At 69.5% G+C, this 24646-nt stretch carries 23 protein-coding genes; 13 read left to right on the top strand and 10 right to left on the bottom strand.

Annotation, left to right across the window (positions count from 1 at the left end; genetic code table 11):
- Positions 1–13: 13 nt before the first annotated feature.
- Entirely contained in the window at positions 14–979 is a 966-nt protein-coding gene (locus tag VPA02S_RS15165) for a PDR/VanB family oxidoreductase (protein WP_062364578.1), read from the bottom strand.
- A complete protein-coding gene (locus VPA02S_RS15160; protein ID WP_062364576.1) occupies positions 976–2238 on the bottom strand; it encodes a dienelactone hydrolase family protein in 1263 nt (420 codons plus the stop codon). Before VPA02S_RS15160 ends, VPA02S_RS15165 begins: the two co-directional genes overlap by 4 nt.
- A 188-nt stretch (positions 2239–2426) precedes the next feature.
- Here VPA02S_RS15160 and VPA02S_RS15155 point away from each other — a divergent pair, with 188 nt between their 5' ends.
- The gene (locus tag VPA02S_RS15155; RefSeq protein ID WP_062364574.1) at positions 2427–3614 is read left to right on the top strand and encodes an ABC transporter substrate-binding protein; all 1188 of its coding nucleotides are present in this window, start codon (positions 2427–2429) and stop codon (positions 3612–3614) included.
- A gap of 13 nt (positions 3615–3627) precedes the next feature.
- On the opposite strand, the gene VPA02S_RS15150 is transcribed toward VPA02S_RS15155, so the two are convergent.
- Positions 3628–4620, bottom strand: a complete 993-nt coding sequence (locus VPA02S_RS15150; protein ID WP_244883523.1) for an AraC family transcriptional regulator — start codon at positions 4618–4620, stop codon at positions 3628–3630.
- 145 nt (positions 4621–4765) lie between these two features.
- Between VPA02S_RS15150 and VPA02S_RS15145 the strand changes: the two genes are divergently transcribed.
- The 11 genes from VPA02S_RS15145 (at position 4766) to acs (ending at position 15117) form a co-directional block, all read left to right on the top strand.
- The gene (locus VPA02S_RS15145; protein WP_015865440.1) at positions 4766–5680 is read left to right on the top strand and encodes a LysR family transcriptional regulator; all 915 of its coding nucleotides are present in this window, start codon (positions 4766–4768) and stop codon (positions 5678–5680) included.
- A 129-nt stretch (positions 5681–5809) separates the two neighbouring features.
- Positions 5810–6226 carry a malonate transporter subunit MadL gene (gene madL / locus VPA02S_RS15140; RefSeq protein ID WP_062364570.1) on the top strand — a complete coding sequence of 139 codons (417 nt, stop codon included), beginning with the start codon at positions 5810–5812 and terminating at the stop codon, positions 6224–6226.
- A 5-nt stretch (positions 6227–6231) separates the two neighbouring features.
- A complete protein-coding gene (gene madM, locus VPA02S_RS15135) occupies positions 6232–6996 on the top strand; it encodes a malonate transporter subunit MadM (protein ID WP_015865438.1) in 765 nt (254 codons plus the stop codon).
- A gap of 9 nt (positions 6997–7005) precedes the next feature.
- Positions 7006–8688, top strand: a complete 1683-nt coding sequence (gene mdcA / locus VPA02S_RS15130; RefSeq protein WP_062364568.1) for a malonate decarboxylase subunit alpha — start codon at positions 7006–7008, stop codon at positions 8686–8688.
- Positions 8689–8702: 14 nt separating this feature from the next.
- Positions 8703–9035, top strand: a complete 333-nt coding sequence (gene mdcC / locus VPA02S_RS15125) for a malonate decarboxylase acyl carrier protein (RefSeq protein ID WP_018904208.1) — start codon at positions 8703–8705, stop codon at positions 9033–9035.
- On the top strand, positions 9032–9910 hold the full coding sequence (locus VPA02S_RS15120) for a biotin-independent malonate decarboxylase subunit beta (protein WP_062364566.1): 879 nt from the start codon (positions 9032–9034) through the stop codon (positions 9908–9910). Before mdcC ends, VPA02S_RS15120 begins: the two co-directional genes overlap by 4 nt.
- Positions 9911–9924: 14 nt before the next feature.
- Positions 9925–10626: a biotin-independent malonate decarboxylase subunit gamma gene (gene mdcE / locus VPA02S_RS15115; RefSeq protein ID WP_015865434.1), complete on the top strand. Its 702-nt coding sequence runs from the start codon at positions 9925–9927 to the stop codon at positions 10624–10626.
- Positions 10627–10652: 26 nt separating this feature from the next.
- On the top strand, positions 10653–11333 hold the full coding sequence (mdcG, locus tag VPA02S_RS15110) for a malonate decarboxylase holo-[acyl-carrier-protein] synthase (protein WP_244883519.1): 681 nt from the start codon (positions 10653–10655) through the stop codon (positions 11331–11333).
- Positions 11330–12193 (top strand): triphosphoribosyl-dephospho-CoA synthase MdcB, encoded by an 864-nt coding sequence (gene mdcB / locus VPA02S_RS15105; protein ID WP_062364562.1) that lies wholly within the window; start codon positions 11330–11332, stop codon positions 12191–12193. Before mdcG ends, mdcB begins: the two co-directional genes overlap by 4 nt.
- Positions 12190–13098, top strand: coding sequence for an acyltransferase domain-containing protein (locus VPA02S_RS15100; RefSeq protein ID WP_062364560.1), 909 nt, complete (start codon positions 12190–12192; stop codon positions 13096–13098). The genes mdcB and VPA02S_RS15100 overlap by 4 nt, the downstream gene beginning before the upstream one ends.
- 120 nt (positions 13099–13218) lie before the next feature.
- Entirely contained in the window at positions 13219–15117 is a 1899-nt protein-coding gene (gene acs / locus VPA02S_RS15095; RefSeq protein ID WP_244883664.1) for an acetate--CoA ligase, read from the top strand.
- A 36-nt stretch (positions 15118–15153) separates the two neighbouring features.
- Here acs and VPA02S_RS15090 read toward each other — a convergent pair whose 3' ends face one another.
- The 5 genes from VPA02S_RS15090 to VPA02S_RS15070 all read right to left on the bottom strand — a co-directional run bounded on the left by VPA02S_RS15090 (position 15154) and on the right by VPA02S_RS15070 (position 21834).
- A complete protein-coding gene (locus VPA02S_RS15090) occupies positions 15154–16053 on the bottom strand; it encodes a LysR family transcriptional regulator (protein WP_062364556.1) in 900 nt (299 codons plus the stop codon).
- Positions 16054–16087: 34 nt separating this feature from the next.
- Positions 16088–16900 carry an oxidoreductase gene (locus VPA02S_RS15085; protein WP_062365362.1) on the bottom strand — a complete coding sequence of 271 codons (813 nt, stop codon included), beginning with the start codon at positions 16898–16900 and terminating at the stop codon, positions 16088–16090.
- 41 nt (positions 16901–16941) lie between these two features.
- Entirely contained in the window at positions 16942–20019 is a 3078-nt protein-coding gene (locus VPA02S_RS15080; protein ID WP_062364554.1) for an efflux RND transporter permease subunit, read from the bottom strand.
- Positions 20016–21131 carry an efflux RND transporter periplasmic adaptor subunit gene (locus VPA02S_RS15075; RefSeq protein WP_062364552.1) on the bottom strand — a complete coding sequence of 372 codons (1116 nt, stop codon included), beginning with the start codon at positions 21129–21131 and terminating at the stop codon, positions 20016–20018. The genes VPA02S_RS15080 and VPA02S_RS15075 overlap by 4 nt, the downstream gene beginning before the upstream one ends.
- Positions 21132–21216: 85 nt before the next feature.
- Complete coding sequence (locus VPA02S_RS15070) at positions 21217–21834, bottom strand: TetR/AcrR family transcriptional regulator (protein WP_062364550.1); 618 nt, start codon at positions 21832–21834, stop codon at positions 21217–21219.
- A gap of 104 nt (positions 21835–21938) precedes the next feature.
- Here VPA02S_RS15070 and VPA02S_RS15065 point away from each other — a divergent pair, with 104 nt between their 5' ends.
- Positions 21939–23408: an efflux transporter outer membrane subunit gene (locus tag VPA02S_RS15065; RefSeq protein ID WP_062364548.1), complete on the top strand. Its 1470-nt coding sequence runs from the start codon at positions 21939–21941 to the stop codon at positions 23406–23408.
- Positions 23409–23417: 9 nt separating this feature from the next.
- On the opposite strand, the gene VPA02S_RS15060 is transcribed toward VPA02S_RS15065, so the two are convergent.
- Together VPA02S_RS15060 and VPA02S_RS15055 are read right to left on the bottom strand one after the other, a co-directional pair.
- Positions 23418–23894 (bottom strand): MarR family winged helix-turn-helix transcriptional regulator, encoded by a 477-nt coding sequence (locus VPA02S_RS15060; RefSeq protein WP_062364546.1) that lies wholly within the window; start codon positions 23892–23894, stop codon positions 23418–23420.
- A gap of 48 nt (positions 23895–23942) precedes the next feature.
- The gene (locus tag VPA02S_RS15055) at positions 23943–24533 is read right to left on the bottom strand and encodes a TetR/AcrR family transcriptional regulator (RefSeq protein ID WP_012748773.1); all 591 of its coding nucleotides are present in this window, start codon (positions 24531–24533) and stop codon (positions 23943–23945) included.
- Positions 24534–24646: the final 113 nt, after the last annotated feature.

The raw sequence follows: 24646 nt of genomic DNA, 5'->3' as shown, positions 1-24646 counted from the left end.
GTGGGTCTCCTGGTCAGATGTCGAGCACCAGGTGCGGCGTCTTCGCGCGCGACACGCAGGTGCACAGGGTCTTGCCGTCCGCCTTCTCGCGCGGACTGAGGTTGTGGTCGCGGTGGTCGGGCACGCCCTCGACCACGTCCACCACGCACACGCCGCAGTCGCCCTGGCGGCAGTCGTACAGCGGGTCCAGGCCCGCGGCGATGAGCACGTCGAGCAGGCTCTGGCCGGGCGGCACGCTCAGCGTCTTGCCCGAGCGCAGCGTGCGCACCTCGAAGGCCGCATCGCCCGCCTGCGCGATGGCACCGGCGAAGAGCTCGAAGTGCACGTGGTCGCCGGGCCAGCCCAGCGCGCGGGCGGTGTCGACCACGGCCTGCACCATGCCCCGCGGGCCGCACACATGCAGGTGGCGGCCGGGCGTGGGCGCGGCCAGCAGCGCGCGCAGGTCGAGGCCGCGCGCCGGGTCGCCGCCGTCGTGCACCACGTTGCCGCCCAGCGCGCGCACTTCGCCGAGGTAAGCCGTGGCTTCTGCGCTGCGCGTGGCATAGACGAATTCGAAGGGCTGTGCCTCGGCCGCCAGCGAGCGCGCCATGCACAGCAGCGGCGTGATGCCGATGCCGCCCGCAATCAGCAGCGGCGGCGCGCTGCCGGCGTGCAGCGCGAAGTCGTTGCGCGGCGCATGCGCGGCCAGCGATGCGCCGGGTTGCAGCGCATGCATCCAGGCCGAACCGCCCTCGCCTTGTGGCTCGCACAGCACCGCGATCTCGCAGCGGTCCGAGCCGTCGTGCGGCCGGGCGAGCGAGTAGGCGCGCTGCCCCGCGCGGCCGTTGGCCTGCACCACCTGCACACCCAGGTGCGCGCCCGGCGCGAACGGCGGCAAGGGCTCGCCGTTCGCCGAGCGCAGCACGAAGGCCTTGATGCCCGGCGTGAGCGGCCTGACCGATTCGACGACCAGCGCCAGCATGTCGGAGGCGCCGCTCATCCCAAGGGCAGCGCCGGATCGGTGATGGTGAGCGCGGCCGATTTTTCCCAGCGCGGCATCAGCGTGTTCGACGGCTGCGTTTCGTCGACCAGCTTGCGCGCCGTCCCGGCGCCGGCCACGGGCAGGCCCTTCGGATCGAGCAGGCCGATCTGCACCAGCACGCTGGCCTGGTCCCAGTAGATGTGCTCGTGGTAGAGCTTGTCGCCGCGGAACTTCACGATGGCCACGAGCGGAATCTCCACCGGCTTGCCGGTGGGCGCGATGCCCGGCAGCAGCCAGTCGATCTCGACCGTGTGGGTGAAGCTGAACAGCATCTCGTCCACGATCTGCGTCGCACCCACCGTGCGCGAGATGGGCGTGAGCCGCGTGTCGGGCGGCGTCGTCGGAATGAAGTGGTGCTTGTAGAAGCGCGACAGCTCCCTGGCGCCCACGCCGCCGGTCATGGTCGGGATGTGGTTCACATAGGGCTCGCCCACCATCGTGGCCATGGTGGCGACCACGTCGCGCGTGGCGAACTCGTACTCGCAGTGCTTGTCCCACAGCGCCGAGAGGTCGTACACCGGGCCGATCGCTTCCTTGAACAGCGCCATCGAGCGCTGGTGCGCCATGAGCGTGGAAGGCTTGTCGAAATGCTCGCCGCCGGTGCGCGCGAACGCATGGTCGACGCCCGGATAGACATACATGTGCGCATCGGGCTTGCCGGCGAAGGCCTCGAGCACCTGGGCACGGGCCTCGGGCGGGCAGAACTGGTCGAGCTCGGCGAAATGCAGGGCGATGGGGCATTTGATTTGCGGCACCAGGTCGAGCGCACCCTCGATGCCCACGCCGTAGTAGCCCACGGCCGCGTCCACGCCCGAGTGCGCGGCGGCCAGGTAGGCCAGCTTGCCGCCGAGGCAGAAGCCCAGCGCGCCGACCTTGCCGGTGCAGGCCGGGTGCGCACGCAGCGCCTTCACGCTGGCCGTGACGTCGGCCACGCCGGCTTCGATGTCGAACTTCTGGAAGAAGCCGAAGGCGCGCTGCCAGTCTTCGGGCGAGTAGCCCAGCTCGACGCCGGGCTCCATGCGCCAGAACAGGTCGGGCGCTAGCACCACGTAGCCTTCTTCGGCGTAGAGGTCGGCCACTTCGCGCACGTAGTCGTTGATGCCGAAGATCTCCTGGCACAGCACGATGCCGGGGCCGTGCCCCGAGGCCGGCAGGGCCAGGTAGCCGCGAAAGGTCTGGGTGCCGTCGCCGGCCGGGATGTCGATGGTGTCGCTCATCGGTTCGTCTCTCGAAGTGGTGGGGTCGGCGGCGATTCTGTGGAGCGTGCCGGGCCGTTGTCTGTCCATTTCGTGCAGCGGTTTGCGCCGCACGAAACGGATAGCGAGGCGGCGCCGCCGCACAGAGACTGCGGCCTGCATTTGCTGCCCCACCCACGTTCAACGAATCCACCCCGAGGAGACCTTTCATGCCGCAGGCCACGCCCCGATCCGTCTTGTGCGCGCTCACCGTCCTGGTGGGCGCGCTGGCACTGCCGTCACAGGCGCAGACCGTGAAGGTCGGCCTGGCGATGGACCTGTCCGGCCCGTTCGCCGTCGGCGGCGCCGAGGCGAAGGCCGGCTTCGCCGTCGCGATGAAGCAGCTGGGCGGCAAGCTCGGCGGCGTGCCGGTGGAATTTGTCGAGGCCGACACGGCAGGCAACCCCGAGATGGCGCGCCAGGTGGTCGAGCGCATGCTGCTGCGCGACAAGATCGACCTGTTCACCGGGCCCGTCGGCTCGTCGGTCGCGCTGGCCGTCGGCCCGCCGCTCTTTGCGGCCAAGGTGCCCTACCTGTCGAGCAACACCGGCCCGAGCGACTATTCGGGCGCGCGCTGCAACCCGTACTTCTTCGGTGCCTCGTACCCGAACGATGCGTACTACGAATCGGCCGGCAAGTTCGCCTCGGACAAGGGCTTCAAGAAGGTCGCGATGATCGCGCCCAGCTATCCCGGCGGCAAGGACGCCATCAACGGCTTCAAGCACACTTTCAAGGGCAGCGTGAGCGACGAGCTGTACACCAAGCTCGGGCAGCTCGACTACTCGGCGGAGCTGGCGCAGATCCGCGCGTCGAAGCCCGATGCGCTGTACTTCTTTTTGCCCGGCGCCATGGGCGTGAGCTTCATCAAGCAGTTCGTCGGCGCGGGGCTGTCGAAGGACGTGGCGCTGATCTCCACCGCGTTCTCGGCCGACGAGGACATGATCCCCGCCGTCGGCGAGCCGATGCTCGGCCTGTTCAACACCGCGCACTGGTCGTTCGACCTCGACAACGCGGCCAACCAGCGCTTCGTGGCGGCGTTCCGCCAGCAGAACAACGGGCGCAATCCGTCCTTCTATGCCGGCCAGGCCTACGACGTGCTGATGGCGATGGATGCGGCCGTGCGCGACGTCGGCGGCAAGGTGGCCGACAAGCCCGCGCTGCTCAAGGCGATCAAGGCGGCCAACTACAAGTCGGTGCGCGGCGATTTCCGCTACGGCCCGAACAACTTCCCGATCCAGAACTACTACCTGCGCGTGATCGCCAAGGATGCGAACGGGCGCATCGCCAACAAGGTGATCGGCACCGTGCTGGAGCGCTACCAGGACCGGACCGCCGCGCAGTGCGCGATGAAGTCCTGAGGATGCGCGCGCTTCAGTGCCGCGCGGCGGGCAGCGGTGCGGGATCGCGGGAGGTGTCGCGCGGCAGCTGGCCGAAGCGCTCGCGGTAGCAGGCGGCAAAGCGGCTCAGGTGCGAGAAGCCGCAGCTCAGCGCCACCTCGGTGACGCTGGCACCGTCGTGCCGCGCCAGCTGCGCGTGCGCGGCGTCCAGCCGCATGTTGCGCAGCACCTCGCCGGGCGAGAGGTCGCGATAGCGCTTGAAGAGCAAGGCGAGGCTGCGGCGCGTGACGCCCGCGGCCTGTGCCACGTCTTCGAGCGACAGCAGCGTGTCGAGCCGCTCGCGCATGAACTCCTCGGCCCGCCGCAGCTGCCGCAGGCCGGCTTCCTCGCAGCCGCGCCGCACGGCGGCATGCCGTTGCAGGGCTGAATTCGGCCGGTGGCACAGCAGGTAGAGCATCAGGTTGTCTTCGCAGTGCGCCATCCACCGCGGGTCGTAGGTTCCCAGGTCGCCCGAGGGCAGCAGCGAGGCCAGGCCGGCCACCATGCGGCACCACTGCGTGCCGGCGGCGTCGTCCAGGCAAAAGGGCATTGCGAAATCGATCTCGCCCACGTCGTCGGTGCCGCGCAAGGCGAAGGCATGGCGTGCCACCTCCTGCAGCCGGCTGAGCTCGATTTTCAATATCAGCTGTTCGCAGTCGGCATGCCAGTGCAGCCGCACCGGCTTGTGGGCGGAAATGACCGCGCCCTGCCCGGGATGGATCTGCAGGGTGTGCCCGCCGGTATGGACGTCGGCATGGCCGCGCAGCGGCATCTGCACCAGCACGAAGTTGCCGAGCGCGTCGGGTTCGATGTCGACATCGCAGCCGTAGCGCAGGATGCACAACGACAGTGCGCTCAGCTCCGCGCGGCAGAAGATGGCGTCGACGTCGCCGCGGCCCCACACGCTGCGGTGCGGCTTGAGCTCGCGGGAGACACGCGCATGCGTCTCCTCTGCATCATGCGAACGGAAGAGTTCTCTCTCGTACAAGGGGGAAAGCTGCTCGTTCGACCACGCGTCCATAGGCATTCCTCACTCAGGTTCAACGTTGAGACAGTTTTGCTCTGCGCCGCGTTGTACCGCAATTTGTGGGCCCGTTCCAGGATTACGATCGGACATCATCCGCAGGCCCTCCATGCTCCTCCACGTCGACGAAGAGATCACCTTCCGCAAGCTCGAGATCCTGCTGGCCTTCATGGAGACCGGCAATCTTGCGCGCGCGGCCGAAAAGCTCGAGATCAGCACCGTGAGCGTGCACCGTGCGCTGCATTCGCTGGAAACCGGCCTGCGCTGCGCGCTGTTCCGGCACGAGGGCCGCAACCTGCATCCGACCGATGCGGCACAGGCGCTGGCAGACGTGGCGCGCGATGTGCTGCGCACCATGTCCGAGGGCATCCGCGCGACACGGGAAGTGGCCGGCTACTCGTCCGACCGGATCCGCATCGGCTCGCTCTATTCGCTGACGAGCCGCACGGTGCCGCGGCTGATCATGGGGCTGAAGCTGCGCAAGCCCGAGCTGCACACCGAGCTCGTGCTCGGCTCCAACGCCGACCTCCTGCAGAAGCTGCGCGACGGCGCCATCGATGCTGCCCTCATGGCGGTGCCCGAGGGAACTGCGGACGTCGAGTCGGAGCCGCTGTTCGAGGACGACATCCGGTTCGCCGCCCCGGTGGGCTCCCCCTATTCGGGGCAGAAGGAGATCGACCTGGCCGCCTGCGCCGGCGAGCGCTTCGTGAGCCTGAGCGAAGGCTTCGTCACCTACAGCGGCTTCGTGGAGTCGTTTCGCGTGGCCGGCTTCACGCCCAACGTGGTGATGGAGACGGGCGACATCTTTTCGCTCATGAACCTGGTGAGCGGCGGCGTCGGCTACACGCTGCTGCCGGGCCGCGTGTGGGGCGTGATGCCGCAGAACGTGCAGCTGATCCCGCTGCAGCCCCGCTACCTGATGCGCCAGACCATCGCGCTCAACTTCCTGCGCACGCGCGAGCGCGATCCCAACCTGCTCGCGCTGCTGGCGCTGTGCCGCACCTCCAAGGCCGAACTGGCCTAGGGTTTACCCGCGATCGTTTCACGCGCCGTAAGCGTCGCCGTCCCCCGTTAATTGATCGCGCGCAGGGGCGCCGATACCGTACGTCTCCAGAACACCGCGCATCTCGCGCGGCACACAACGGAGACGCCCATGATCATTTTCGGAACCGCCCTGCTGGCCGTATGCCATCTGCTGGGCATCTTCCTGGGCGACCTGCTCGGGCAGGCGCTGGGCGTGAAGACCAACGTCGGGGGCGTCGGCATCGCGATGCTGCTGCTGATCTTCGCGCGGCTCTACATGCAGAAGCGCGACTTCCTGCCCAAGCTCACGGAGCTCGGCGTCGAGTACTGGGGCGCGATGTACATCCCCGTGGTCGTGGCCATGGCGGCGCAGCAGGACATGGTCGCGGCGCTGCGCGGCGGACCGGTGGCGCTGCTCTCGGCCATTGCCGCCGTGGCGGTCTGCGCCTGCGTGATCGCGGTGATCAATCGCGCGGAGCGGCCGCAGGTGGAAGCGCAGGGCGCGCCCCAGCTGCACGACAACCCCCTGCTGGCCGAAGCGGAGTGAGCGACATGATCGAAATCCTCGAAAAAGCCGCGCTCCAGAACGGCCTCGTGACCGCCTTCGCGGTGGTCGGCCTGGTGATCCTGCTGTCGGGCCAGATCTCGCGCCGGCTGACCTTCGGCCGCGTGCACGGCTCGGCCATCGCGATCGTGATCGGCCTGGCGCTCGCCTACTGGGGCGGCACACAGACCGGCGGCCACAAGGGCCTGGCCGACATGTCGCTGTTCGGCGGCATCGGGCTGATGGGCGGCGCGATGCTGCGCGACTTCGCGATCGTGGCCACCGCCTTCGAAGTGCAGGCCACCGAGGCGCGCAAGGCCGGGCTGATCGGCGTGGTGTCGCTGCTGCTGGGCACGGTGCTGCCCTTCATCGTGGGCGCATGCATTGCACGCGCCTTCGGCTACTCCGACGCAGTGAGCATGACCACCATCGGCGCCGGCGCGGTCACCTACATCGTCGGCCCGGTGACGGGCGCGGCCATCGGCGCGAGCCCGGACGTGATGGCGCTGAGCATTGCGACGGGGCTGGTCAAGGCCATCATCGTGATGGTGGGCACGCCCATCGCCGCGCGCTTTCTCGCACTGAAGACGCCGCGCTCGGCAATGGTGTTCGGCGGGCTCGCAGGCACCGTGAGCGGCGTCTCCGCCGGCCTTGCCGCGACCGACCGCAAGCTGGTGCCCTACGGCGCGCTCGTCGCGACCTTTCACACCGGCCTGGGCTGCCTGATGGGGCCGTCGGTGCTGTTTTTTGCCACCAAGGCATTGGTGGGTTGAGGGATCTCCATGGACCGCATGAACTGGAACACCAAGGCCGAGAATCGCGCGGCACGCCTTGCGCGGGCGGCCAACGCGCTCGGCGCCGAACTGGCGGGCAAGCGCGTCGCCACCGAGGCCATCGGCCAGCTGCTGGAGGCCGTGCTGGAGCCGGGCGACCGGGTCTGCCTCGAAGGCAACAACCAGAAGCAGGCCGACTTCCTCGCGCGCGCACTGGTCGGGGTCGATCCGGCAAAGGTGCACGGCCTGCACATGGTGCAGTCGGTGCTGGCGCTGCCCGAGCACCTGGACCTCTTCGAGAACGGCGTGGCCGCCCGGCTGGACTTCAGCTTCTCGGGTCCGCAAGGCGCGCGGCTGGCCAAGCTGGTGTCGGCCGGACGCATCGAGATCGGCGCCATCCACACCTACCTGGAGCTGTTCGCGCGCTACTTCGTCGATCTCACGCCGCAGGTGGCGCTGGTGACGGCGCACGCGGCCGATGCCCAGGGCAACCTCTACACCGGCCCCAACACCGAGGACACGCCCGTCATCGTGGAGGCCACCGCCTTCTCGGGCGGCGTCGTGATCGCCCAGGTCAACGAGCTGGTCGACGGCCACACGACGACGCTGCCGCGCATCGACATACCGGCCGACTGGGTGAACTTCGTCGTGAAGGCGCCGCGCCCCAATTTCATCGAGCCGCTGTTCACGCGCGACCCGGCGCAGATCAGCGAGGTGCAGGTGCTGATGGCGATGATGGCCATCAAGGGCATCTATGCCGAGTACGGCGTGCAGCGGCTGAACCACGGCATCGGCTTCGACACCGCGGCCATCGAGCTGCTGCTGCCGACCTATGCCGAGTCGCTCGGCCTCAAGGGCAAGATCGGCAAGCACTGGGCGCTGAACCCGCACCCGGCATTGATACCGGCCATCGAGGCGGGCTGGGTGGAGTCGGTGCATTCCTTCGGCTCCGAGCTGGGCATGGAGGACTACATCCGCGCGCGCTCCGACGTCTTCTTCACCGGCCCCGACGGCAGCCTGCGCAGCAACCGCGCGCTGTGCCAGGCGGCCGGCCACTACGCCTGCGACATGTTCATCGGCTCGACCCTGCAGATCGACCTGGACGGCAACAGCTCCACCGCGACGCTGGGCCGCATCGCCGGCTTCGGCGGCGCCCCCAACATGGGCGCCGATGCGCGCGGCCGCCGCCATGCGAGCCCGGCCTGGCTCAAGGCCGGGCGCGAAGCGCGCGACGGCCGCAGCGGCGCGGCCGGCACGCCGCGCGGCCAGAAGCTGGTGGTGCAGATGGTCGAGACCTTCCGCGAACACATGCAGCCGGCCTTCGTCGACCGGCTCGACGCCTGGACGCTGCAGGAGCAGGCCGGCATGGCGCTGCCGCCGATCATGATCTACGGCGACGACGTCTCGCACATCCTCACCGAAGAGGGCATTGCCAACCTGCTGATGTGCCGCAGCGACGCGGAGCGCGAGCAGGCCATCCGCGGCGTTGCGGGCTACACGGCAGTGGGCCTGGCGCGCGACCAGCGCGCGGTCGAGAACCTGCGCGACCGCGGCGTGATCCGCCGGCCGCAGGACCTGGGCATCGACCCCCGCCAGGCCACGCGCAACCTGCTGGCCGCACGCAGCATGCGCGACCTGGTGCGCGCCTCCGGCGGCTTGTACCAACCGCCCAGGCGCTTCAGAAACTGGTAGCAGGAGATCCGACGATGAGCGACGTTCCCGCAGGGCTCGAAACCCTGGACTTTTCCTTTTCCGGCGGCCGGCCGGCCGGTGCCTTTGCGCCGGTGCTGGTCGGCGTGGTCGGCTCGGGCAACCTCGAGGTCATGCTCGAGCCCGCCGGCGGCGATGGCTGCGCGGTGCGCGTCGAAACCTCGGCGCGCGGCTTCGGGCCGATCTGGCAGGCCGTGATGAACGACTTCCACGCGCGCCATCCGCTGGCCGGCGTGCGCATCTCGATCAACGACATGGGTGCCACGCCCGCCGTGGTGAGCCTGCGCCTGGATCAGGCGGTGGCCGAGATCGACGGAGGCCGGCCATGATCAGCTATGCCGAATGCTCGGCGCGCGAGCGGCTGGCGCTGCTGCTCGACGCCGGCAGTTTTCACGAATGGCTGCCGCCGAGCGAGCGGGTCATGAGCCCGCACCTCGCGCAGCTTGGCGTGCCCTCGGCCTTCGATGACGGCGTGGCGATCGGCCGCGCGATGCTGGGTGGCCGCGAGGTCTTCGCGGCTGCGCAGGAAGGCGCGTTCATGGGCGGCGGCGTGGGCGAGGTGCACGGCGCCAAGCTGGTCGGCCTGCTGCAGCGCGCGCTGCGCGACCGGCCGGCCGCGGTGCTGCTGCTGGCCGAATCGGGCGGCGTGCGGTTGCACGAGGCCAACGCCGGCCTCATCGCGGTGTCGGAAGTGATGCGCGCCGTGCTCGACGTGCGCGCCGCGGGCATACCGGTCATCGTGCTGATCGGCGGCGCCAACGGCTGCTTCGGCGGCATGGGCATCGTGGCGCGCTGCGCCGACCACATCGTGATGAGCGATGTCGGGCGGCTCGCGATGTCGGGCCCGGAAGTGATCGAAGCCTCCCACGGCGTGGATGAATTCGACTCGCGCGACCGGGCGCTGGTCTGGCGCACGACCGGCGGCAAGCACCGCTGGCTGACCGGCGATTGCGATGCGCTGGTCGAGGACGACGTCGCGGAATTCCGCGCAGCCGCCATCGCCGCGCTCGACCGGCAGCAGCCGCTGACCCAGGCGGCGCTGGAGCAGGAGCACAGCCTGCTCACGCAGCGCCTGCATGCGCTGCCGGACGGCGACGCCGGCGGCGACGAAGCGACGCTGCTCTGGCGCGCGCTCGGCATCGCCGGCGCGGAAAACGTCCCGGACCTTCCGGTGGAAGCCGTGCGCGCGCTGCGCACCCTGTGAGCAAGGAGCATCAGATGCAATGGAATTCCCTGGTCACCCAGCTCTTCGGCTCCTTCCACGGCCTGCGTGCGGATGGCGATTTTCTGCAGGGCGAAGTGATCTTCGAACGCGAGCCGCTCACGGTGATCGGCACCACGAACCACGCGCCGATCGGGGTGCGGCTCGCGCTGGCGCAGGCGCGCGCGGTGCTCGACACCGTCAGGCAGCATCCGGGCCGTCCGATCCTGCTGTTGATCGACACGCAGGGCCAGCAGCTGCGCCGGCGCGACGAACTGCTCGGCATCAATCGCGCGATGGCGCACCTGGGCGCGAGCATCGACCTGGCGCGGCGCCGCGGCCACCGCGTGATCGGCCTGGTGTACGACCAGGCGCTGTCGGGCGGCTTCATCACCTCGGGGCTGATCGCCGACGCCTGCTACGCGCTGCCGGAGGCCGAGATCCGTGTGATGCGCATTCCCGCGATGGCGCGCGTGACCAAGCTGCCGGAGGACCGGCTCACCGAGCTGTCGAAATCCAACCCGGTGTTCGCGCCCGGCGTGCAGAACTACGTGGCGATGGGCGGCGTGCGTGCGCTGTGGACCGGCGACCTGCAAACCCGCCTGCGCGATGCGCTGGCCCACACGCCGACCGAAGACAGGCGCGCCCGCGACGGCGCCGAACGCGGTGGACGCCGGCTCGCCGCCGCGGTGGTGCAGCGCGTGCTGGACGCCGCGTGAACGCGGGCTGAGTTCGGATGCCCGCCATGGTTTCGCTGCATCGCCACCAACTCGCCTGGCTCACCCGGAGCGGGTGGGCCGCCGTGCTGGGCCGGCCATGGGATGCGCAGGCGCGCGACTGCCTCGCGCATTGGGCCTTGCATCGATTGCCGCTGGTCGTGACGCGCCAGCCGGCCCATGCCGGCGCCGATGGATGGATCGCGCTGGGTTTGCCGGCGCCTGCGTGCTGGGGCCGGCGCCGGCTTTCGCTGCAGGTGCCGCACGCCGCGGTGGATGGCCTCGGCGAGTTTCCGCGGCTCGCCGACGTGCAGCACTTGCCGCCATCGGCGCGGGATGCCGTGCGCGAACTGCTCGGCAGGCTCAGCCAATGCCACGCGGCGGCACGCGTGTTCGGCAGCTACGGCTGGCAGGCGATCAGCGGTCTCGACCACGTGCGCGCGGGCTCCGATCTCGACCTGTCGATCGCGGTCGAAGGAGCGGTCCATGCGGATGCCGTGGCGCGCGCGCTCGGCTTGTTCGAGGCACCGCAGCTCCGGCTGGACGGCGAGCTCATGTTCGGCGACGGCGCAGCGGTGGCCTGGCGTGAATGGGCCGAATGGCGCGGCGGGCGTGCGCGGGCCGTGATGGTCAAGCGGCTCGACGGCGTGCACCTGCATCGCGATGCCGCATGGTGTGGCCACACGGAGCCGATGGAGATCGCCGCATGAGGAACTTCGCCCTTTCGCCGTCGCCCGATTCGCGGCCGACACCCGCTGCGATCGGACGCACGGCCACGCTTGCGCTCTACGACGAACTGTCGCTGTCGCCCAAGCCCGGCCTGGTCACCTTGATCGACTGCGGCAGCCACGACGACATGGACGCACACACCTTCATGCGCAGCCTGTTCTCGCTGCGCCGCTACTTCGTCCGGATCGCCGAGGCCGGCGCCGCAGGCGCGGATTTCGCGGTGCTCGAGCGCCACGGCATTGCGGCGGAGGCGCGCATGCTGGCCGCCACCGGCGGCGTCAACACGCACCGGGGCGCGATCTTCATGCTCGGCCTGCTGTGCGCCGCGGCCGGTGCCGCGCTGCGGGCGCATGGCGATGCATGGGATCCGGCGGCACTGCGCGATGCGCTGCGCCGGCACTGGGGCGACGCATTGGCGATACGCAGCCAGCGCGCGCCCGTGCTGCCCGGCGGCATCGCTGCACGGCGCCATGGCCTGCGCAGCGCATCCGAAGAAGCGGCGCTGGCGTTTCCGGTGCTGTTCGAGACGGCGCTTCCGGCACTGAGGAGGGCCTTGGCCGGGGGCCTCGCGCCCCGCGAGGCGCGGCTCGATACCTTGTTCCACCTCATTGCGGTGCTGGACGACAGCAATCTTGCGCACCGCGGCGGCCTGGCCGGCCTGCGCGGCGCCCAACGCGCGGCGCGGGGCTTTCTCGACCGAGGCGGCATCGCACGGCGCGAGGGGCTCCAGGAGGCGCAAGCCATCGCGGACGATTTCGTGCGGCGCCGCCTGTCGCCCGGCGGTGCGGCAGACACGCTGGCCGCCGCGTGCTGGCTCCAGCGCGTGTGCCCAGGCTCATGAGCTTCGCACTGCTTTTCTCCGGCCAGGGCAACCAGCATTCCGCGATGCTGCCATGGCTCGCGGACGACGCACTCGTGCATGGCATGTGCGCGCAACTCGGCGTCGACGACTGGCGCCATGCTCTCGCGGATCCGCACTGGGCCGAACGCAACGACAACGCGCAGACGCTGCTGACCGGCCTTGCCCTCGCGGCCTGGGCACAGCTTGCGCCCATGGTTTCGCCGCCCGCTGCGGTCGCCGGCTACAGCGTCGGCGAACTCGCTGCCTTCAGCGCGGCCGGCGTGATCGACGCGGGCGCGGCCGCAGCACTCGCGCCGCAGCGGGCCGCGGCGATGGACCGCTGCGCCGCACGCGCGCCCGGCGGCCTGCTGGCCGTGAGCGGCTTGCCCGAGCAGAAGTGGGAGCAGTTGCGCATCGATGCGGGGCTCGAACTCGCGATTCGCAACGGCAGCGCCAGCGTGGTCCTCGGCGGTCCGAGCGCGGCATTGGACGATGCCGAGCGCATGGCAATCGCAGCCGGTGCGCAGTGCACGCGCCTGCGGGTCAACGTCGCGTCCCACACGCCCTGGATGCGCGAAGCGGCGGAGAGCTTTTCACTGGCGCTGGCGCAGGTGCCGTTTCAGGCGCCCCGCGCCGTGCTGTTCAGCAATGCGGGGGACCGCATCCGCGATGCACGGTCTGCCCGCACGGCATTGGCTGCCCAGATCGCCCAGACGGTTCGCTGGGACGAATGCATGGAAAACATCATGGCGCGGCAGGTGCGCTGCGTGCTGGAGGTGGGGCCGGGCCAGGCGCTCGCGCGCATGTGGAACCAGCGCTACCCCGGCGTTCCCGCGCGCGCCTGCGACGACTTCCGCAGCGCCGCAGCGGTTGCCGCCTGGCTGAACAGCCATGCGGACCCGTGAAACAGCCACCAGACCCGCGACGCCCCGCATCGAACCATCAGGAGACCCATCGTGAGCAGCAACGAAGCAGCAAGCCCTCTCATCCCAGCCCCGGACATCAAGGACGCCCATGTGTACGGCATGGACGCCTATGAAAAACTGGTGGCCGAGGCAGAGGCCGACCACAGCGGCTACTGGTCGCGCCTCGCGCGCGAGTTCCTGGGCTGGAAGACGCCGTTCACCCGGGGGCTCGACGACAGCCAGGCGCCCTTCTTCAAGTGGTTCGAGGACGGCACGCTGAACGTGTCCTGGAACTGCCTCGATCGCCAGGTCGAGCGCGGCCTGGGCGACAAGACCGCGATCATCTTCGAGGCCGACGACGGACAGGTCACGCGGGCCAGCTACCGCGAGCTGCTCGCGCGCACCTGCCGCATGGCCAATGCGCTGAAGGCGCGCGGCGTGAAGAAGGGCGACCGCGTCGTCATCTACATGTCGATGAGCATCGAAGGCGTGGTCGCGATGCAGGCCTGCGCGCGCATCGGCGCCACGCATTCGGTGGTGTTCGGCGGCTTCTCGGCGCAGAGCCTGCGCGACCGCATCCAGGATGCCGGCGCCGTGATGGTCGTCACCGCCGACGAACAGGTGCGCGGCGGCAAGCCGCTGCCGCTCAAGGCCATCGTCGACGAAGCCATCGCGCTGGGCGGCTGCGAAACGGTGAAGAACGTCGTCGTCTACCGCCGCACCGGCGGGCCGATCGGCTGGGTGCCCTCGCGCGACCGCTGGCTGCATGAAGAGACGCAAGGCCAGCCCGAGACCTGCGAGCCCGAATGGGTGGGCGCCGAGCATCCGCTGTTCGTGCTCTACACCTCCGGCTCGACCGGCAAGCCCAAGGGCGTGCAGCATTCCAGCGGCGGCTACCTGCTGCATGCGGCGCTGACGACCCAGTGGACCTTCGACCTGAAGCCCGCCGACGTGTTCTGGTGCACCGCCGACATCGGCTGGGTCACGGGCCATACCTACATCGCCTACGGTCCGCTCGCGCTGGGCGCCACCGAAGTGGTGTTCGAGGGCGTCCCCACCTATCCCGACGCGGGCCGCTTCTGGAAGATGATCCAGGACCACAAGGTGAGCGTGTTCTACACCGCGCCCACGGCCATCCGCTCGCTGATCAAGGCGGCCGAAGGTAACCCAGAAGTGCATCCCAGGCGCTACGACCTGTCGAGCCTGCGCATCCTGGGCTCGGTCGGCGAGCCGATCAATCCGGCGGCCTGGGAGTGGTTCCACCAGCACGTCGGCGGCGGCCGCTGTCCGATCGTCGACACTTTCTGGCAGACGGAGACCGGCGGCCACATGATCACGCCGCTGCCTGGCGCCACGCCGCTGGTGCCGGGTTCCTGCACCCTGCCCTTCCCCGGCATCGCGGCGGCCATCGTCGACGAGACCGGCGCCGACGTGCCGAACGGCCAAGGCGGCATCCTCGTGGTGAAGAAGCCTTGGCCGAGCATGATCCGCACCATCTGGGGCGACCCGGAGCGCTTCAAGGCGAGCTACTACCCGCCGGAACTCAAGGGCTTCTACCTCGCAGGCGATGGCGCCATCCGCGATGCGAAGACCGGCTACTTCACGATCACCGGCCGCATCGACGACGTGCTCAATGTCTCGGGCCACCGCATGGGCACGATGGAGATCGAATCGGCGCTGGTGTCGTGCACCGCGCTCGTGGCCGAGGCCGCGGTGGTCGGCCGTCCCGACGACACCACGGGCGAGGCGATCTGCGCCTTCGTCGTGCTCAAGCGCGCGCGCCCCACGGGAGACGAAGCGAAGAAGATCGCGAACGAGCTGCGCAACTGGGTCGCAAAAGAGATCGGCCCGATCGCCAAGCCCAAGGACATCCGCTTTGGCGACAACCTGCCCAAGACGCGCAGCGGCAAGATCATGCGCCGCCTGCTGCGCTCCGTGGCCAAGGACGAACCGATCACGCAGGACACGTCGACGCTGGAGAACCCGGCCATCCTGGCGCAGCTGTCGGAGCGGAACTGAGGGGCTCGCGAGCGGCAGCTCACCGTGAGTCGATCTTCATCCGCGCAATCCCGCAGGCTTGAGCCGCACCGCCAGAAAATCCAGGAACGCGCGCTGCACCGCCGTGCTGTGCCGGCGCTGCAGATAGACGGCCGAGAGCCACATGTCGCTGCGGACGAACTCCGATAGCACGGGCACCAGCCGCCCGCTCTCGATGTAGGGCTCGAGCATCACCGACGGCAGGTAGACGACGCCTGCGCCCAGCAGTGCCGCCTGGATCAGCGGGCTGGCTTCGGTGGCGTCCAGCCGGCCGCGGACCGCCACCTCGATCGGTTGGCGGTCGGCTTCGAAGCGCCACTTCGGCAGCGGATTCAGCTGGGTGCTGACCAGCGCGGCGTGATGCGCAAGCTCGTCCGGGTGGGTGGGCACGCCGTGCTTGCGCCAGTACATGGGCGCGGCGCAGACGCTGAGCGCCATCGGCATCAGTTTTCGAACGATCAGGTTCTCGTTGGCCGAGGGGGCGAAGCGAAGCGCGATGTCGACGCCCTCTTCCGTGAGGTCGACCAGGCGGTTCGAGAGCACGAGGCTGATGCTGACCTCGGGGTAGTGGCCGAGGAAGTCGTTGATCAGCGCCGGCAGCTGCGTCAGGTCCATGCCGTGCGGCGCCGAGACGCGCAGGCGCCCGCTCGGGACCCGTGCGCGGTCCTGCAGCTCGGCGCGCGTCACATCGGCCAATTCCAGTATCGGCCTGCTCCTGTCGAGCAGCAGGAGGCCTGCGTCCGTGAGGCTGACGGCGCGATTGGTCCGGTTCAGCAGCCGCACGCCGAAGCGGTGCTCGAGGGCCGCGATGTATTTGCTGACGGTTCCCCGCGACAGCGCCAGGTGCTTGGCGGTGCGGGAGAAGCTTCCGGAAGAGGCCACCTCGCTGAAGGTGCGCAGGAGATCCAGGCTGTCCATGATGTTCTCCTTCGTTGCCGGACGGGGCGAGCGTTCAGGAGGAACCGAGCCCGAGCTTTTTCCTGAGGCTCGCGTCCACCGGTCCCGCGGGCATGAAGCGGCGCAGCTTCGTCAGCAAGGACGCCTCCCCCGGCGGCGTGCAGCGCATGCGCCAGGGGCCGAGCGCCGCCTCGACGATGGTGCCCGCCACGCCGTGCGGCTCGGGCGCACTGCCCACGCTGTCGGCCACGGAGAGCGCCACCAGGTCGCGTTCGCGGTCATAGCCTGCGATCCGCGCCTTGGTGCGCGGGGCGTTGGCATCGAGGTTGGTCCGGGTGAAGGCCGGCTGCACCAAGGTCGCGCGAATGCCGAACTGGCGCACCTCGTGGTCCAGCGACTCCGAGAGCCCTTCCACCGCATGCTTGGTGGCCGCATACAGGCCCATGTACGGGGCCGGGAGCACGCCGAGCACGGAGCTGACGTTGACGATCCGCCCGCGGCGCTGCTGGCGCATGTACGGGAGCACGGCGCGCGTCACGCGAAGCAGGCCGAAGACGTTGGTGTCGAACAGCTCCGCGGCCTCGGCCGTCGCGGTTTCCTCGACCGCGCCGATCATCATCATTCCCGCGTTGTTGACCAGCACGTCGATGCGCATGGCCTGCTCGATGATGGAGTCGATGCCCGCCTGGACCGAGCCTTCCTCGCGGACGTCCATCTCGACGAACTCGACGCCGGGCAGCGCGGGTGCCCTGCGCAGGTCGCGCGCAGTGCCGAACACCCGGCAGCCGCGCGCCACGAACATTTCTGCAGCGGCGCGTCCGATGCCCGAGGACGCGCCCGTCACGACAACGACTGATGAACTCGACATGGCAATTCCTTCGATCTCTTGGTGAATGGTGATGAGGCGCGTCAATGCGCGGGCTGGGCGGCGCTGCCGGGTTTGATCCTGAACCAGATCGAATACATCGCCGGCAGGAACACCAGCGTGAGGATCGTCCCCGCGAAGGTGCCGCCGATCAGCGTGTACGCCAGCGCGCCCCAGAACACCGAGTGCGTGAGCGGAATGAACGCGAGGATCGCCGCCAGCGCGGTCAGGATCACGGGCCGCGCACGCTGCACGGTCGCCTCGACCACCGCATGGAAGGGATCGAGCCCCTCCTCCTGGTTATGGTGGATCTGCCCGAGCAGGATCAGCGTGTTGCGCATCAGGATGCCCGACAGCGCGATGAGCCCCACGAGCGCATTGATGCCGAAGGGCTGCTGGAACAGCAGCAAGGTCGGCACGACGCCAATCAGCCCCAGCGGGCTCGTGAGGAACACCATGACCATCGCGGAGATCGAGCGCACCTGGAAGATGATGATGAGCAGCGTGGCCGCCAGCATGATGGGGAAGAGCGGCAGCATCGCCGCGGTCGCCTTCTCCGATTCCTCGATGGAGCCGGCCTCGGCGATGCGGTAGCCGGCCGGCAGCTTCTGCATCAGCGGCTGCAGCTTCGCGGTGATCGCGTTCGATACGTCCGGCGGCTGCAGCCCCTCGGCGATGTCGCCCTGCACCGTGATCGTGGGCATGCGGTCGCGCCGCCGCATCACGGGCTCTTCCATGCGCACCTCGACCTCGCCGACCTGCGACAGCGGAATGCGCTGGCCGCCGGCACCGGCGAGCGTGAAGTCCGCGAGCTTGGCGGGATCGAGCCGGGTGCTGCCGGCCGAACGGGCCACCACCTGCACGGTGCGGATGTCCTCGCGCACGGTGGTCACCGGCGCGCCGCTCAGGAGGAACTGCAGCTGCTGCGCCACCGCGCTGGAGCTCAGCCCGACGGCCTGCAGGCGGTCCTGCTTCAGGGTGAAGTGCAGCGTGGGCGTGCGGGTGCCCCAGTCGGTGCTGACCGTGCGCATCATCGGACTGGCATCCATCACCTGCCGCACCTCGGCCGCGATCCGGCGCAGCTCGTTCGCATCGGGCCCGCTGACGCGGTAGGCCACAGGGAACGGCGAGTACGGCCCGAACACCAGCTGCGTCACGCGCACCCGCGCCTCGGACGCGAGGCCATCGGCAATGGCCTGGCGCAGGCGGTGCTTCAGTGCCTCGCGCTCCTCCTGGCTGGCCGTGCGCACCACGATCTTGGCGAACGAGGGGTCGGGCAGTTCCGGCCCCATCGCGAAAAAGAAGCGGGGCGCGCCCTGCCCGATGTACGACGTGACGATCTGCGCCTCGGGCTGCGTGGACAGCCAGCGCTCGACCTTGGCCGTGGCATCGCTGGTCTGCGTGATCGAACTGCCGTAGGGCATCTGCACTTCGACCAGCACCTCGGGGCGGTCGGAGATCGGGAAGAACTGCTTCTTGACCACGCCCATGCCGAGGATGGCCACCACGAAGAGGCCGACGACCGCGCCCGCCACCAGCCACTTGCGCGCGATGACGCGCGCCAGCACGCCGCGCAGCCGGTTGTAGCGCGGCGTGCCGTAGATCGCGGCATGGCCGCCTTCGATCTTCTTGAAGTTCGGCAGCAGCTTGACGCCCAGGTAGGGCGTGAACACCACGGCGACCACCCAGGACGCGATCAGCGCAATGCCGACGATCCAGAACATGTTGCTCGTGTACTCGCCCGCGGTCGACGGCGCAAAGCCGTTGGGCATGAAGCCGACGGCAGTGACCAGCGTGCCCGAGAGCATCGGCGCCGCCGTGTGGCTCCAGGCATAGGCGGACGCGGCCACATGGCTGTAGCCCTCCTCGATCTTCACCACCATCATCTCGATGGCGATGATGGCGTCGTCCACCAGGAGGCCGAGCGCGAGGATCAGCGAGCCGAGCGTGATGCGGTCGAAGTTCTTGCCGGTCGCGGCCATCACCACGAAGACCACGGCCAGCGTCAGCGGCACCGCGGCGGCCACCACCAGGCCCGCACGCCAGCCCATGCTCAGGAAGCTCACGAGCATCACGACCAGCAGCGCCGCAAAGAACTTGACCATGAACTCGTCGACCGACGCGCTGATGTTCACCGACTGGTCCGTGACCTTGGTGAGGCGGAGGCCCAGCGGCAGCTCGGCGTTGATGGCTTGGGCTTCCACCTCCAGCGCCTTGCCCAGGTCGAGCCCGTTCCAGCCCTCGCGCATCACCACGCCGATCAGCAAGGCAGGCTCGCCGCCGTTGCGGATCATGAAGGTGGCCGGGTCTTCGTAGCCGCGCCTGACCGTGGCCACATCCGACAGCTTCAGGGTGCGGCCCTGCGCGACCAGGGGCGTGTCGCGGATCTTCTGCAGCGTGTCGAATGCGCCGTCCAGCCGGATGAACACCTGCGGGCCGCGGGTTTCCACAGAGCCGGCCGGGCTCAGCGCGTTCTGGCCGTTGAGCGCGGCGAACACGTCCTGCGGCCCGATGCCCAGGGTGGCCAGCCGGTCGTGCGCGAACTCGACGTAGATGCGCTCCGACTGCTCGCCCGCGATGTTGACCTTCTTCACGCCCGGCACATGCAAGAGGCGCTGGCGCAGCGCCTCGGCATCGCGCACCAGCACGCGCTGCGCTTCTCCCTTGGCCTTGAGCGCGAACAGCGCGAAGGTGACGTCCGCGTACTCGTCGTTGATCATCGGCCCGATCACGCCGGAGGGCAGGTTGCCCGCTTCGTCGCCGACCTTCTTGCGCGCCTGGTAGAACTCTTCCTGGACCTTGGAGGGCGGCGTGCTGTCCTGCAAGGTCAGCGTGGTGAACGCGAGGCCGGGCCGCGTGTAGGTTTCGGCGCGGTCGTAGTAGCGCAGCTCCTGGAGGCGCTTCTCGAGCTTCTCGGCCACCTGGTCCTGCATCTCCTGCGCGGTGGCGCCCGGCCAGGCCGTGATGATGGTCATCACCTTGATCGTGAAGGCCGGGTCTTCCGCGCGGCCGAGCTTGAAGAACGCGACCAGCCCCGCGAGCGAGATCAGGCCGATGAGAAACAGCGTGATGGATCGCTCGCGTACCGCCAGCGCCGACAGGTTGAAGCGGCCTTCGCTCATGGACGCGCTCCGCCCGCCGCGGCGGGCGCGGCCGCGGCTGCGACACGCACCTTCTCGCCTTCGCGCAGCAGGTGCGCGCCAAGCGCGACCACCTGGTCGCCCTGCTTGAGCTGCCCGGCCACCAGCGCGCGCTCGCCATCCAGGCGCTCGACGGCCACCGGCTGCCAGCGCACCGTCGACGGATCGCCGCCGATGACCCAGACGCCCGTCGCCTTGCCGGTATCGAACAAGGCGCTGATGGGCACCTGCACGCCTCCTGCCCGGGCCGGCTTGCCGTCCGAGATGTCGACGGTCACCGTGGCGCCCAGCGGTGCGTTGGCGAGCGCGCCTTCGAGCACGTAGCGCGCCTCGAAGGTGCGCGTGAGCCTGTCGGCCGCATCGGAGAGCTGCCTGAGCTTGACGGGCACGGCAACGTCTTCCTTGCCGAACAGCGCGGCCTGCCCGCCGGAGCCGACGGCCGGACGCAGCGTTTCGGGCAACTGCACCACGGCCTCCCTGCGCCCGGCCTGCGCCACGCGGACCACCGGCTGCCCGGCGCTGACGACCTGGCCAGGCTCGGCCAGCGTCTCGAGCACCGTGCCATCTGCGTCGGCAACGAGTTCCGAATAGCGATTCGAATTGCGCGCGACTTCCGATTGCGCCTCGGCCGCAGCGAGCTGGGCCTGCGCGGCATCCGCCGCCGCCTTGGCCTGGTCGTACGCGGAGGCGGAAATCGCGCCGGTGCCGCGCAGGTCGCGAAAGCGCGCTTCCTCGTCGCCGGCCTGCTTCGCGCGCGCCCGTGCGGCGCTCACGGCCTCCTGCTGCGCACGCGCGGCCAGCCTCAGGTCGACCGGGTCGATGCGCATGAGCAGTTGCCCGCGCTTGACCGCCTGACCCGCGTCGACCAGGCGCTCCAGCACTTTTCCGGAGACGCGAAAGCCCAGGTCGCTCTGAACCCGCGCGGCGACGGTGCCGGTGAACGAGCGCGATGCCGGCCCGGCGGCCTGGACCGTGGCGGCGCGCACCAGCGGCGTCTGGGTGCGTGGATCGGGCGGGGCCTTGTCGTCGCAGGCGGCCAGCGCGAACGGCAAGGCGCAGACCAAGGCGGATGTGAGGAAGCGGCGCGTGTGCATGAGGGGGCCCATTGACGAATCGATCAGGGCCCCGATTCTGATAACAGTGACCAATTTAGTCAATAGTCACTGAGAATTTATTCGGCTAAGGCGACAAGCTGCGCAGCACCAGGCCCGACAGCTGGGCCGGCGCCTGCTCCGTGTAACTGGAGCTGAGCTGCAGGATCACGGGGTTGACGTAGGGGTGCATGACCAGGTAGATGGCCGCCGCCGTCTCGTCGATCGGCGTCTTGCGCTCGAAGTCGCCGGACTCGCGCCCCTGCCTCAGCAATTCGAGCAGCATCTGCCGGATGCACTCTTCATGGGCGATGGCCGACGGCCAGCGCTCGCTGGCGGCCGAGATGGCGATCTCGTAGAGCTTGCGGTCCTGGAAGAACAGCCGAAGGCCCGAATCCACGATGGCCTTGAACATGCGGCGCAGCTTCTCGGGCGGGCTGCCGGCCCCGTCGACCGCGGCGCGGATCTCCAGCTGGATCTCGCGCAGGCAGTTCGCGCAGATCATTTCGCCGATCGCCTGCTTGGACTCGAAGAACTTGTAGATGTAGGCCTTGGAGAAGCCGATGGCCTTGGCCAGGTCGGAAACCGTGGTCTTCTCGTAGCCGTACTGGCTGAAGTGCTCGGTGGCCGCCACGACGATCTGCGCGCGCACGTCATGGTCGGCCGGCCCCCGCGCGGCCGGCGGGGAAGAGGTTGCGTTGTTCATGCCGGGAGCTTAGCGCCTGGACAAACAAACAACAACAAGTGACTAAATTGAATTATAGTCACTCACTTCTCTTGCTTTTTTCGTCCGTCGCCCGGAGCACTCCCATGTCCCCACGCACGCTTGCCCTGCCCCTGCTGTTCAGCCTCCTCGCAGGCTGCGCCGTGGGGCCCGACTATGTCCGGCCGGCCCCGGCCCTGCCCGACCGCTTCATGGGCGAGGCGGCGCTCGGCCAGCGATCGGCCACCGCCAACGCCGAGCTCGCGGCATGGTGGACCGGCTTCGGCGATGCGCAGCTGGCCGGCTATGTCGAACAGGCGCTGAAGCAGAACCTCGATCTTGCGCAGGCCGCCGCGCGCGTGGCGCAGGCCCGGGCCGGGCTCGGTGCAGCGAATGCGGCGCTGCTGCCTTCGGGCAACCTGGGCGCGCAAGCGGCCAGGGCCTACCAGTCGGTGGAGACGCCGCTGGGCCAGGTGCTGAACGCGCAGCCGGGTTTCGACCGCTACGGCAGCGCCTACGAAGCCAACCTCGGCGCCAGCTGGGAGCTGGACATCTTCGGCGGGCTGCGCCGGGGACGCGAGGCCGCGCTGGCCGACTACCAGGCCTCGGAGGCCGGCGCGGCCGCCACGCGCCTGGCCGTGGCCGCGCAGACCGCCGACATCTACATCACCTTGCGCGGCCTGCAAACCCGCCTGGACATTGCACGCCGGCAGGTCGCCACGCAGCAGGATCTGCTCGCGAAAATCGGCCTGCTTCAGGGCAAGGGGCTGGCCACCGAGCTCCAGCTGCACCAGGCCGAGGGCGCGCTGGCGCAGGTTCGGGCGTCGGTGCCGGCGCTCGAGGCCGGCGAGGCCGCGGCCATGAACGCGCTCGACGTGATGCTGGGCACGGCGCCGGGCGCGCACCGCGCGGAACTGGCGGCGTCAGCGGCCATTCCCGTTGCGCCCGGCATCGGCGCCGCCGGCTCGCCCGCGGAGCTGCTGCGGCGCCGGCCCGACCTGATCGCCGCCGAGCGGCGCCTGGCGGCATCGAACGCACGCATCGGCGTGGCCGTGGCCGAGTACTACCCGAAGCTGTCGCTCGCGGGAACGGTCGGCAGCGCCACGTCGGTGGCCAGCGGCAACCTGTTCACCGGCGGCGCGAGCCAGGCCGCGGCCCTGCTCGGGCTGCGCTGGCGGCTGTTCGACTTTGCGCGCATCGATGCGCAGATCGAGCTCGCCAAGGGGCAGGACGCGGAGCTGCTCGCGGCCTACCGGCTTGCCGCGCTGCGTGCCACCGAAGACGTGGAGAACGCCTTCTCGGCCCTGGTCAAGCGCGAAGAGCAAGCCGCGCTGCTCGCGCAGGGTGAGGCCTCATTGGGCCGTGCGCGGGGCGCGTCGTTTGCGGCCTACCAGCGCGGCGTGGTCAGCCTGATCGAAGTGCTGCAGGCCGACGAGAGCATGCTGCGCGTGGCCGATGCCAGGGCGCAGGCGCAGACGGAATCGGCGCGTGCGGCGGTCGGTGCATTCAAGGCGCTGGGCGGCGGCTGGCAGGCCGAGCCCGTCAGGGCGGCGGCGATCGAACCGCGTCGGGATTGACCACCGCGTTCATTCGGCCGCCGCCGACATGCTCGTCAAGCATTGGCCGACGAGCGCATGCAAGGCGCCGACCTGCCGGCTCCCGATCAACCGATGCACCTTGGCCTGCGCCAGGCTCCAGCGAGGCCGGCCCTCGGCACACTTGCCGCGGCCCGCAGCGGTGATGCACACACTGCGGGTGCGCCCGTCCAACCCGGGTCCAAGATCGACCCATCCCGCCGCGATCAGGGGCTTGAGATTGCGCGTCAGCGTCGACGGAGAGAGCGACATGCGCTCGGCCAGGTCGCAGGGGCGCACCGGCCCATGCGCGAGGATTTCCACCAGCAGCCGGTACTGCGTGGCCCTGAGACCGATGGCGCCCAGTTCCGCGTCGTAGTGCTGCCTGACGAGGCGGGCGAGCTGGTGCGCCGTGGTGTAGGTGCAGGCCGGCCGCTCAGGCCCGGCGGCATCGGCCGCCTGCGCCTGCGGTGCGGGGAGCGTTGGCATCAGCGCAGGTGCTGCAGTGGCGCGCCGGGGCAGCATCGGCTGCGGCCGTCAGGAGGCCTTGGATGGCTTCGCGGGCGCCGCGTCCAGCGCGTGCGTCTGGTCGATGAAGCGGCGGCTGGAGGCCAGGATTTCCTTGCGCGTGCGCTCGGATTCGACCGCGCGGGACAGCACCAGCGCGCCCACGCACTGGGCAATCAGCGCCCATGCGGCGTCGGGGTCGCCGATGCGCGAGCTCCAGCTTTTCTGCAGGCGCTTCAGGCCTTCTTCGACCGAGGCACGCACCTCGGGCCCGGCCCTGGCGATCTCGGGGCCCAGTGCCGGCAGCACGCAGCCGGTTTCCGGATGCAGCGCGTGGTACGAGCTCAGGTAGCTGCGCAGCCGCTTGGCGACGTGGTCGGGCGGCGAGTCTCGGTCCCCGGCCAGCATGTCGGTGCTGTTGGAGATTTCGTGTTCGAGCAGTTCGGCGAACAGCGCCTCCTTGGACGGGAAGTGGCCATAGAAGGCGCCGCCGGTCAGGCCGATGCTCGCCATCAATTCATCGACGCCGGTGGTGCCGAAGCCGCCTTTCTTGGCGATGGCGCGGGCATTCGCGAGCAGCTTCTTGCGGGTTTCCTCTTTGTGGGTGGACGGATAGCGCATGAGTGGGCCTCTGCAGATCGTGGAGGTGTTAATCATAGCATGCCACTCGTTTGATAAACGGTCGTGATTCCATTGCGCTCCCTGGACTCCGCATCAAGGGTTTCCCCCTGCTG

The sequence above is a fragment of the Variovorax paradoxus NBRC 15149 genome, from assembly GCF_001591365.1.
In the GTDB taxonomy this organism is placed as follows: Bacteria; Pseudomonadota; Gammaproteobacteria; order Burkholderiales; family Burkholderiaceae_C; genus Variovorax; species Variovorax paradoxus.
Note: the sequence above shows the minus strand (reverse complement) of the source record. Positions and strands in the feature narration are given on the sequence as shown.

Bases quoted from the DNA above. Each gene is read 5' to 3' on its own strand.
- mdcB (WP_062364562.1), top strand. From the start codon at position 11,330: ATGAGGAACTTCGCCCTTTCGCCGTCGCCCGATTCGCGGCCGACACCC.
- VPA02S_RS15090 (WP_062364556.1), bottom strand. From the start codon at position 16,053: ATGGACAGCCTGGATCTCCTGCGCACCTTCAGCGAGGTGGCCTCTTCC.
- VPA02S_RS15060 (WP_062364546.1), bottom strand. From the start codon at position 23,894: ATGCCAACGCTCCCCGCACCGCAGGCGCAGGCGGCCGATGCCGCCGGG.
- VPA02S_RS15055 (WP_012748773.1), bottom strand. From the start codon at position 24,533: ATGCGCTATCCGTCCACCCACAAAGAGGAAACCCGCAAGAAGCTGCTC.
- VPA02S_RS15080 (WP_062364554.1), bottom strand. From the start codon at position 20,019: ATGAGCGAAGGCCGCTTCAACCTGTCGGCGCTGGCGGTACGCGAGCGA.
- acs (WP_244883664.1), top strand. From the start codon at position 13,219: ATGGACGCCTATGAAAAACTGGTGGCCGAGGCAGAGGCCGACCACAGC.
- mdcG (WP_244883519.1), top strand. From the start codon at position 10,653: ATGGTTTCGCTGCATCGCCACCAACTCGCCTGGCTCACCCGGAGCGGG.
- VPA02S_RS15075 (WP_062364552.1), bottom strand. From the start codon at position 21,131: ATGCACACGCGCCGCTTCCTCACATCCGCCTTGGTCTGCGCCTTGCCG.
- madM (WP_015865438.1), top strand. From the start codon at position 6,232: ATGATCGAAATCCTCGAAAAAGCCGCGCTCCAGAACGGCCTCGTGACC.
- VPA02S_RS15070 (WP_062364550.1), bottom strand. From the start codon at position 21,834: ATGAACAACGCAACCTCTTCCCCGCCGGCCGCGCGGGGGCCGGCCGAC.
- VPA02S_RS15085 (WP_062365362.1), bottom strand. From the start codon at position 16,900: ATGTCGAGTTCATCAGTCGTTGTCGTGACGGGCGCGTCCTCGGGCATC.
- mdcC (WP_018904208.1), top strand. From the start codon at position 8,703: ATGAGCGACGTTCCCGCAGGGCTCGAAACCCTGGACTTTTCCTTTTCC.
- mdcA (WP_062364568.1), top strand. From the start codon at position 7,006: ATGGACCGCATGAACTGGAACACCAAGGCCGAGAATCGCGCGGCACGC.
- VPA02S_RS15145 (WP_015865440.1), top strand. From the start codon at position 4,766: ATGCTCCTCCACGTCGACGAAGAGATCACCTTCCGCAAGCTCGAGATC.
- VPA02S_RS15120 (WP_062364566.1), top strand. From the start codon at position 9,032: ATGATCAGCTATGCCGAATGCTCGGCGCGCGAGCGGCTGGCGCTGCTG.
- madL (WP_062364570.1), top strand. From the start codon at position 5,810: ATGATCATTTTCGGAACCGCCCTGCTGGCCGTATGCCATCTGCTGGGC.
- VPA02S_RS15155 (WP_062364574.1), top strand. From the start codon at position 2,427: ATGCCGCAGGCCACGCCCCGATCCGTCTTGTGCGCGCTCACCGTCCTG.
- VPA02S_RS15100 (WP_062364560.1), top strand. From the start codon at position 12,190: ATGAGCTTCGCACTGCTTTTCTCCGGCCAGGGCAACCAGCATTCCGCG.
- VPA02S_RS15065 (WP_062364548.1), top strand. From the start codon at position 21,939: ATGTCCCCACGCACGCTTGCCCTGCCCCTGCTGTTCAGCCTCCTCGCA.
- VPA02S_RS15160 (WP_062364576.1), bottom strand. From the start codon at position 2,238: ATGAGCGACACCATCGACATCCCGGCCGGCGACGGCACCCAGACCTTT.
- mdcE (WP_015865434.1), top strand. From the start codon at position 9,925: ATGCAATGGAATTCCCTGGTCACCCAGCTCTTCGGCTCCTTCCACGGC.
- VPA02S_RS15165 (WP_062364578.1), bottom strand. From the start codon at position 979: ATGAGCGGCGCCTCCGACATGCTGGCGCTGGTCGTCGAATCGGTCAGG.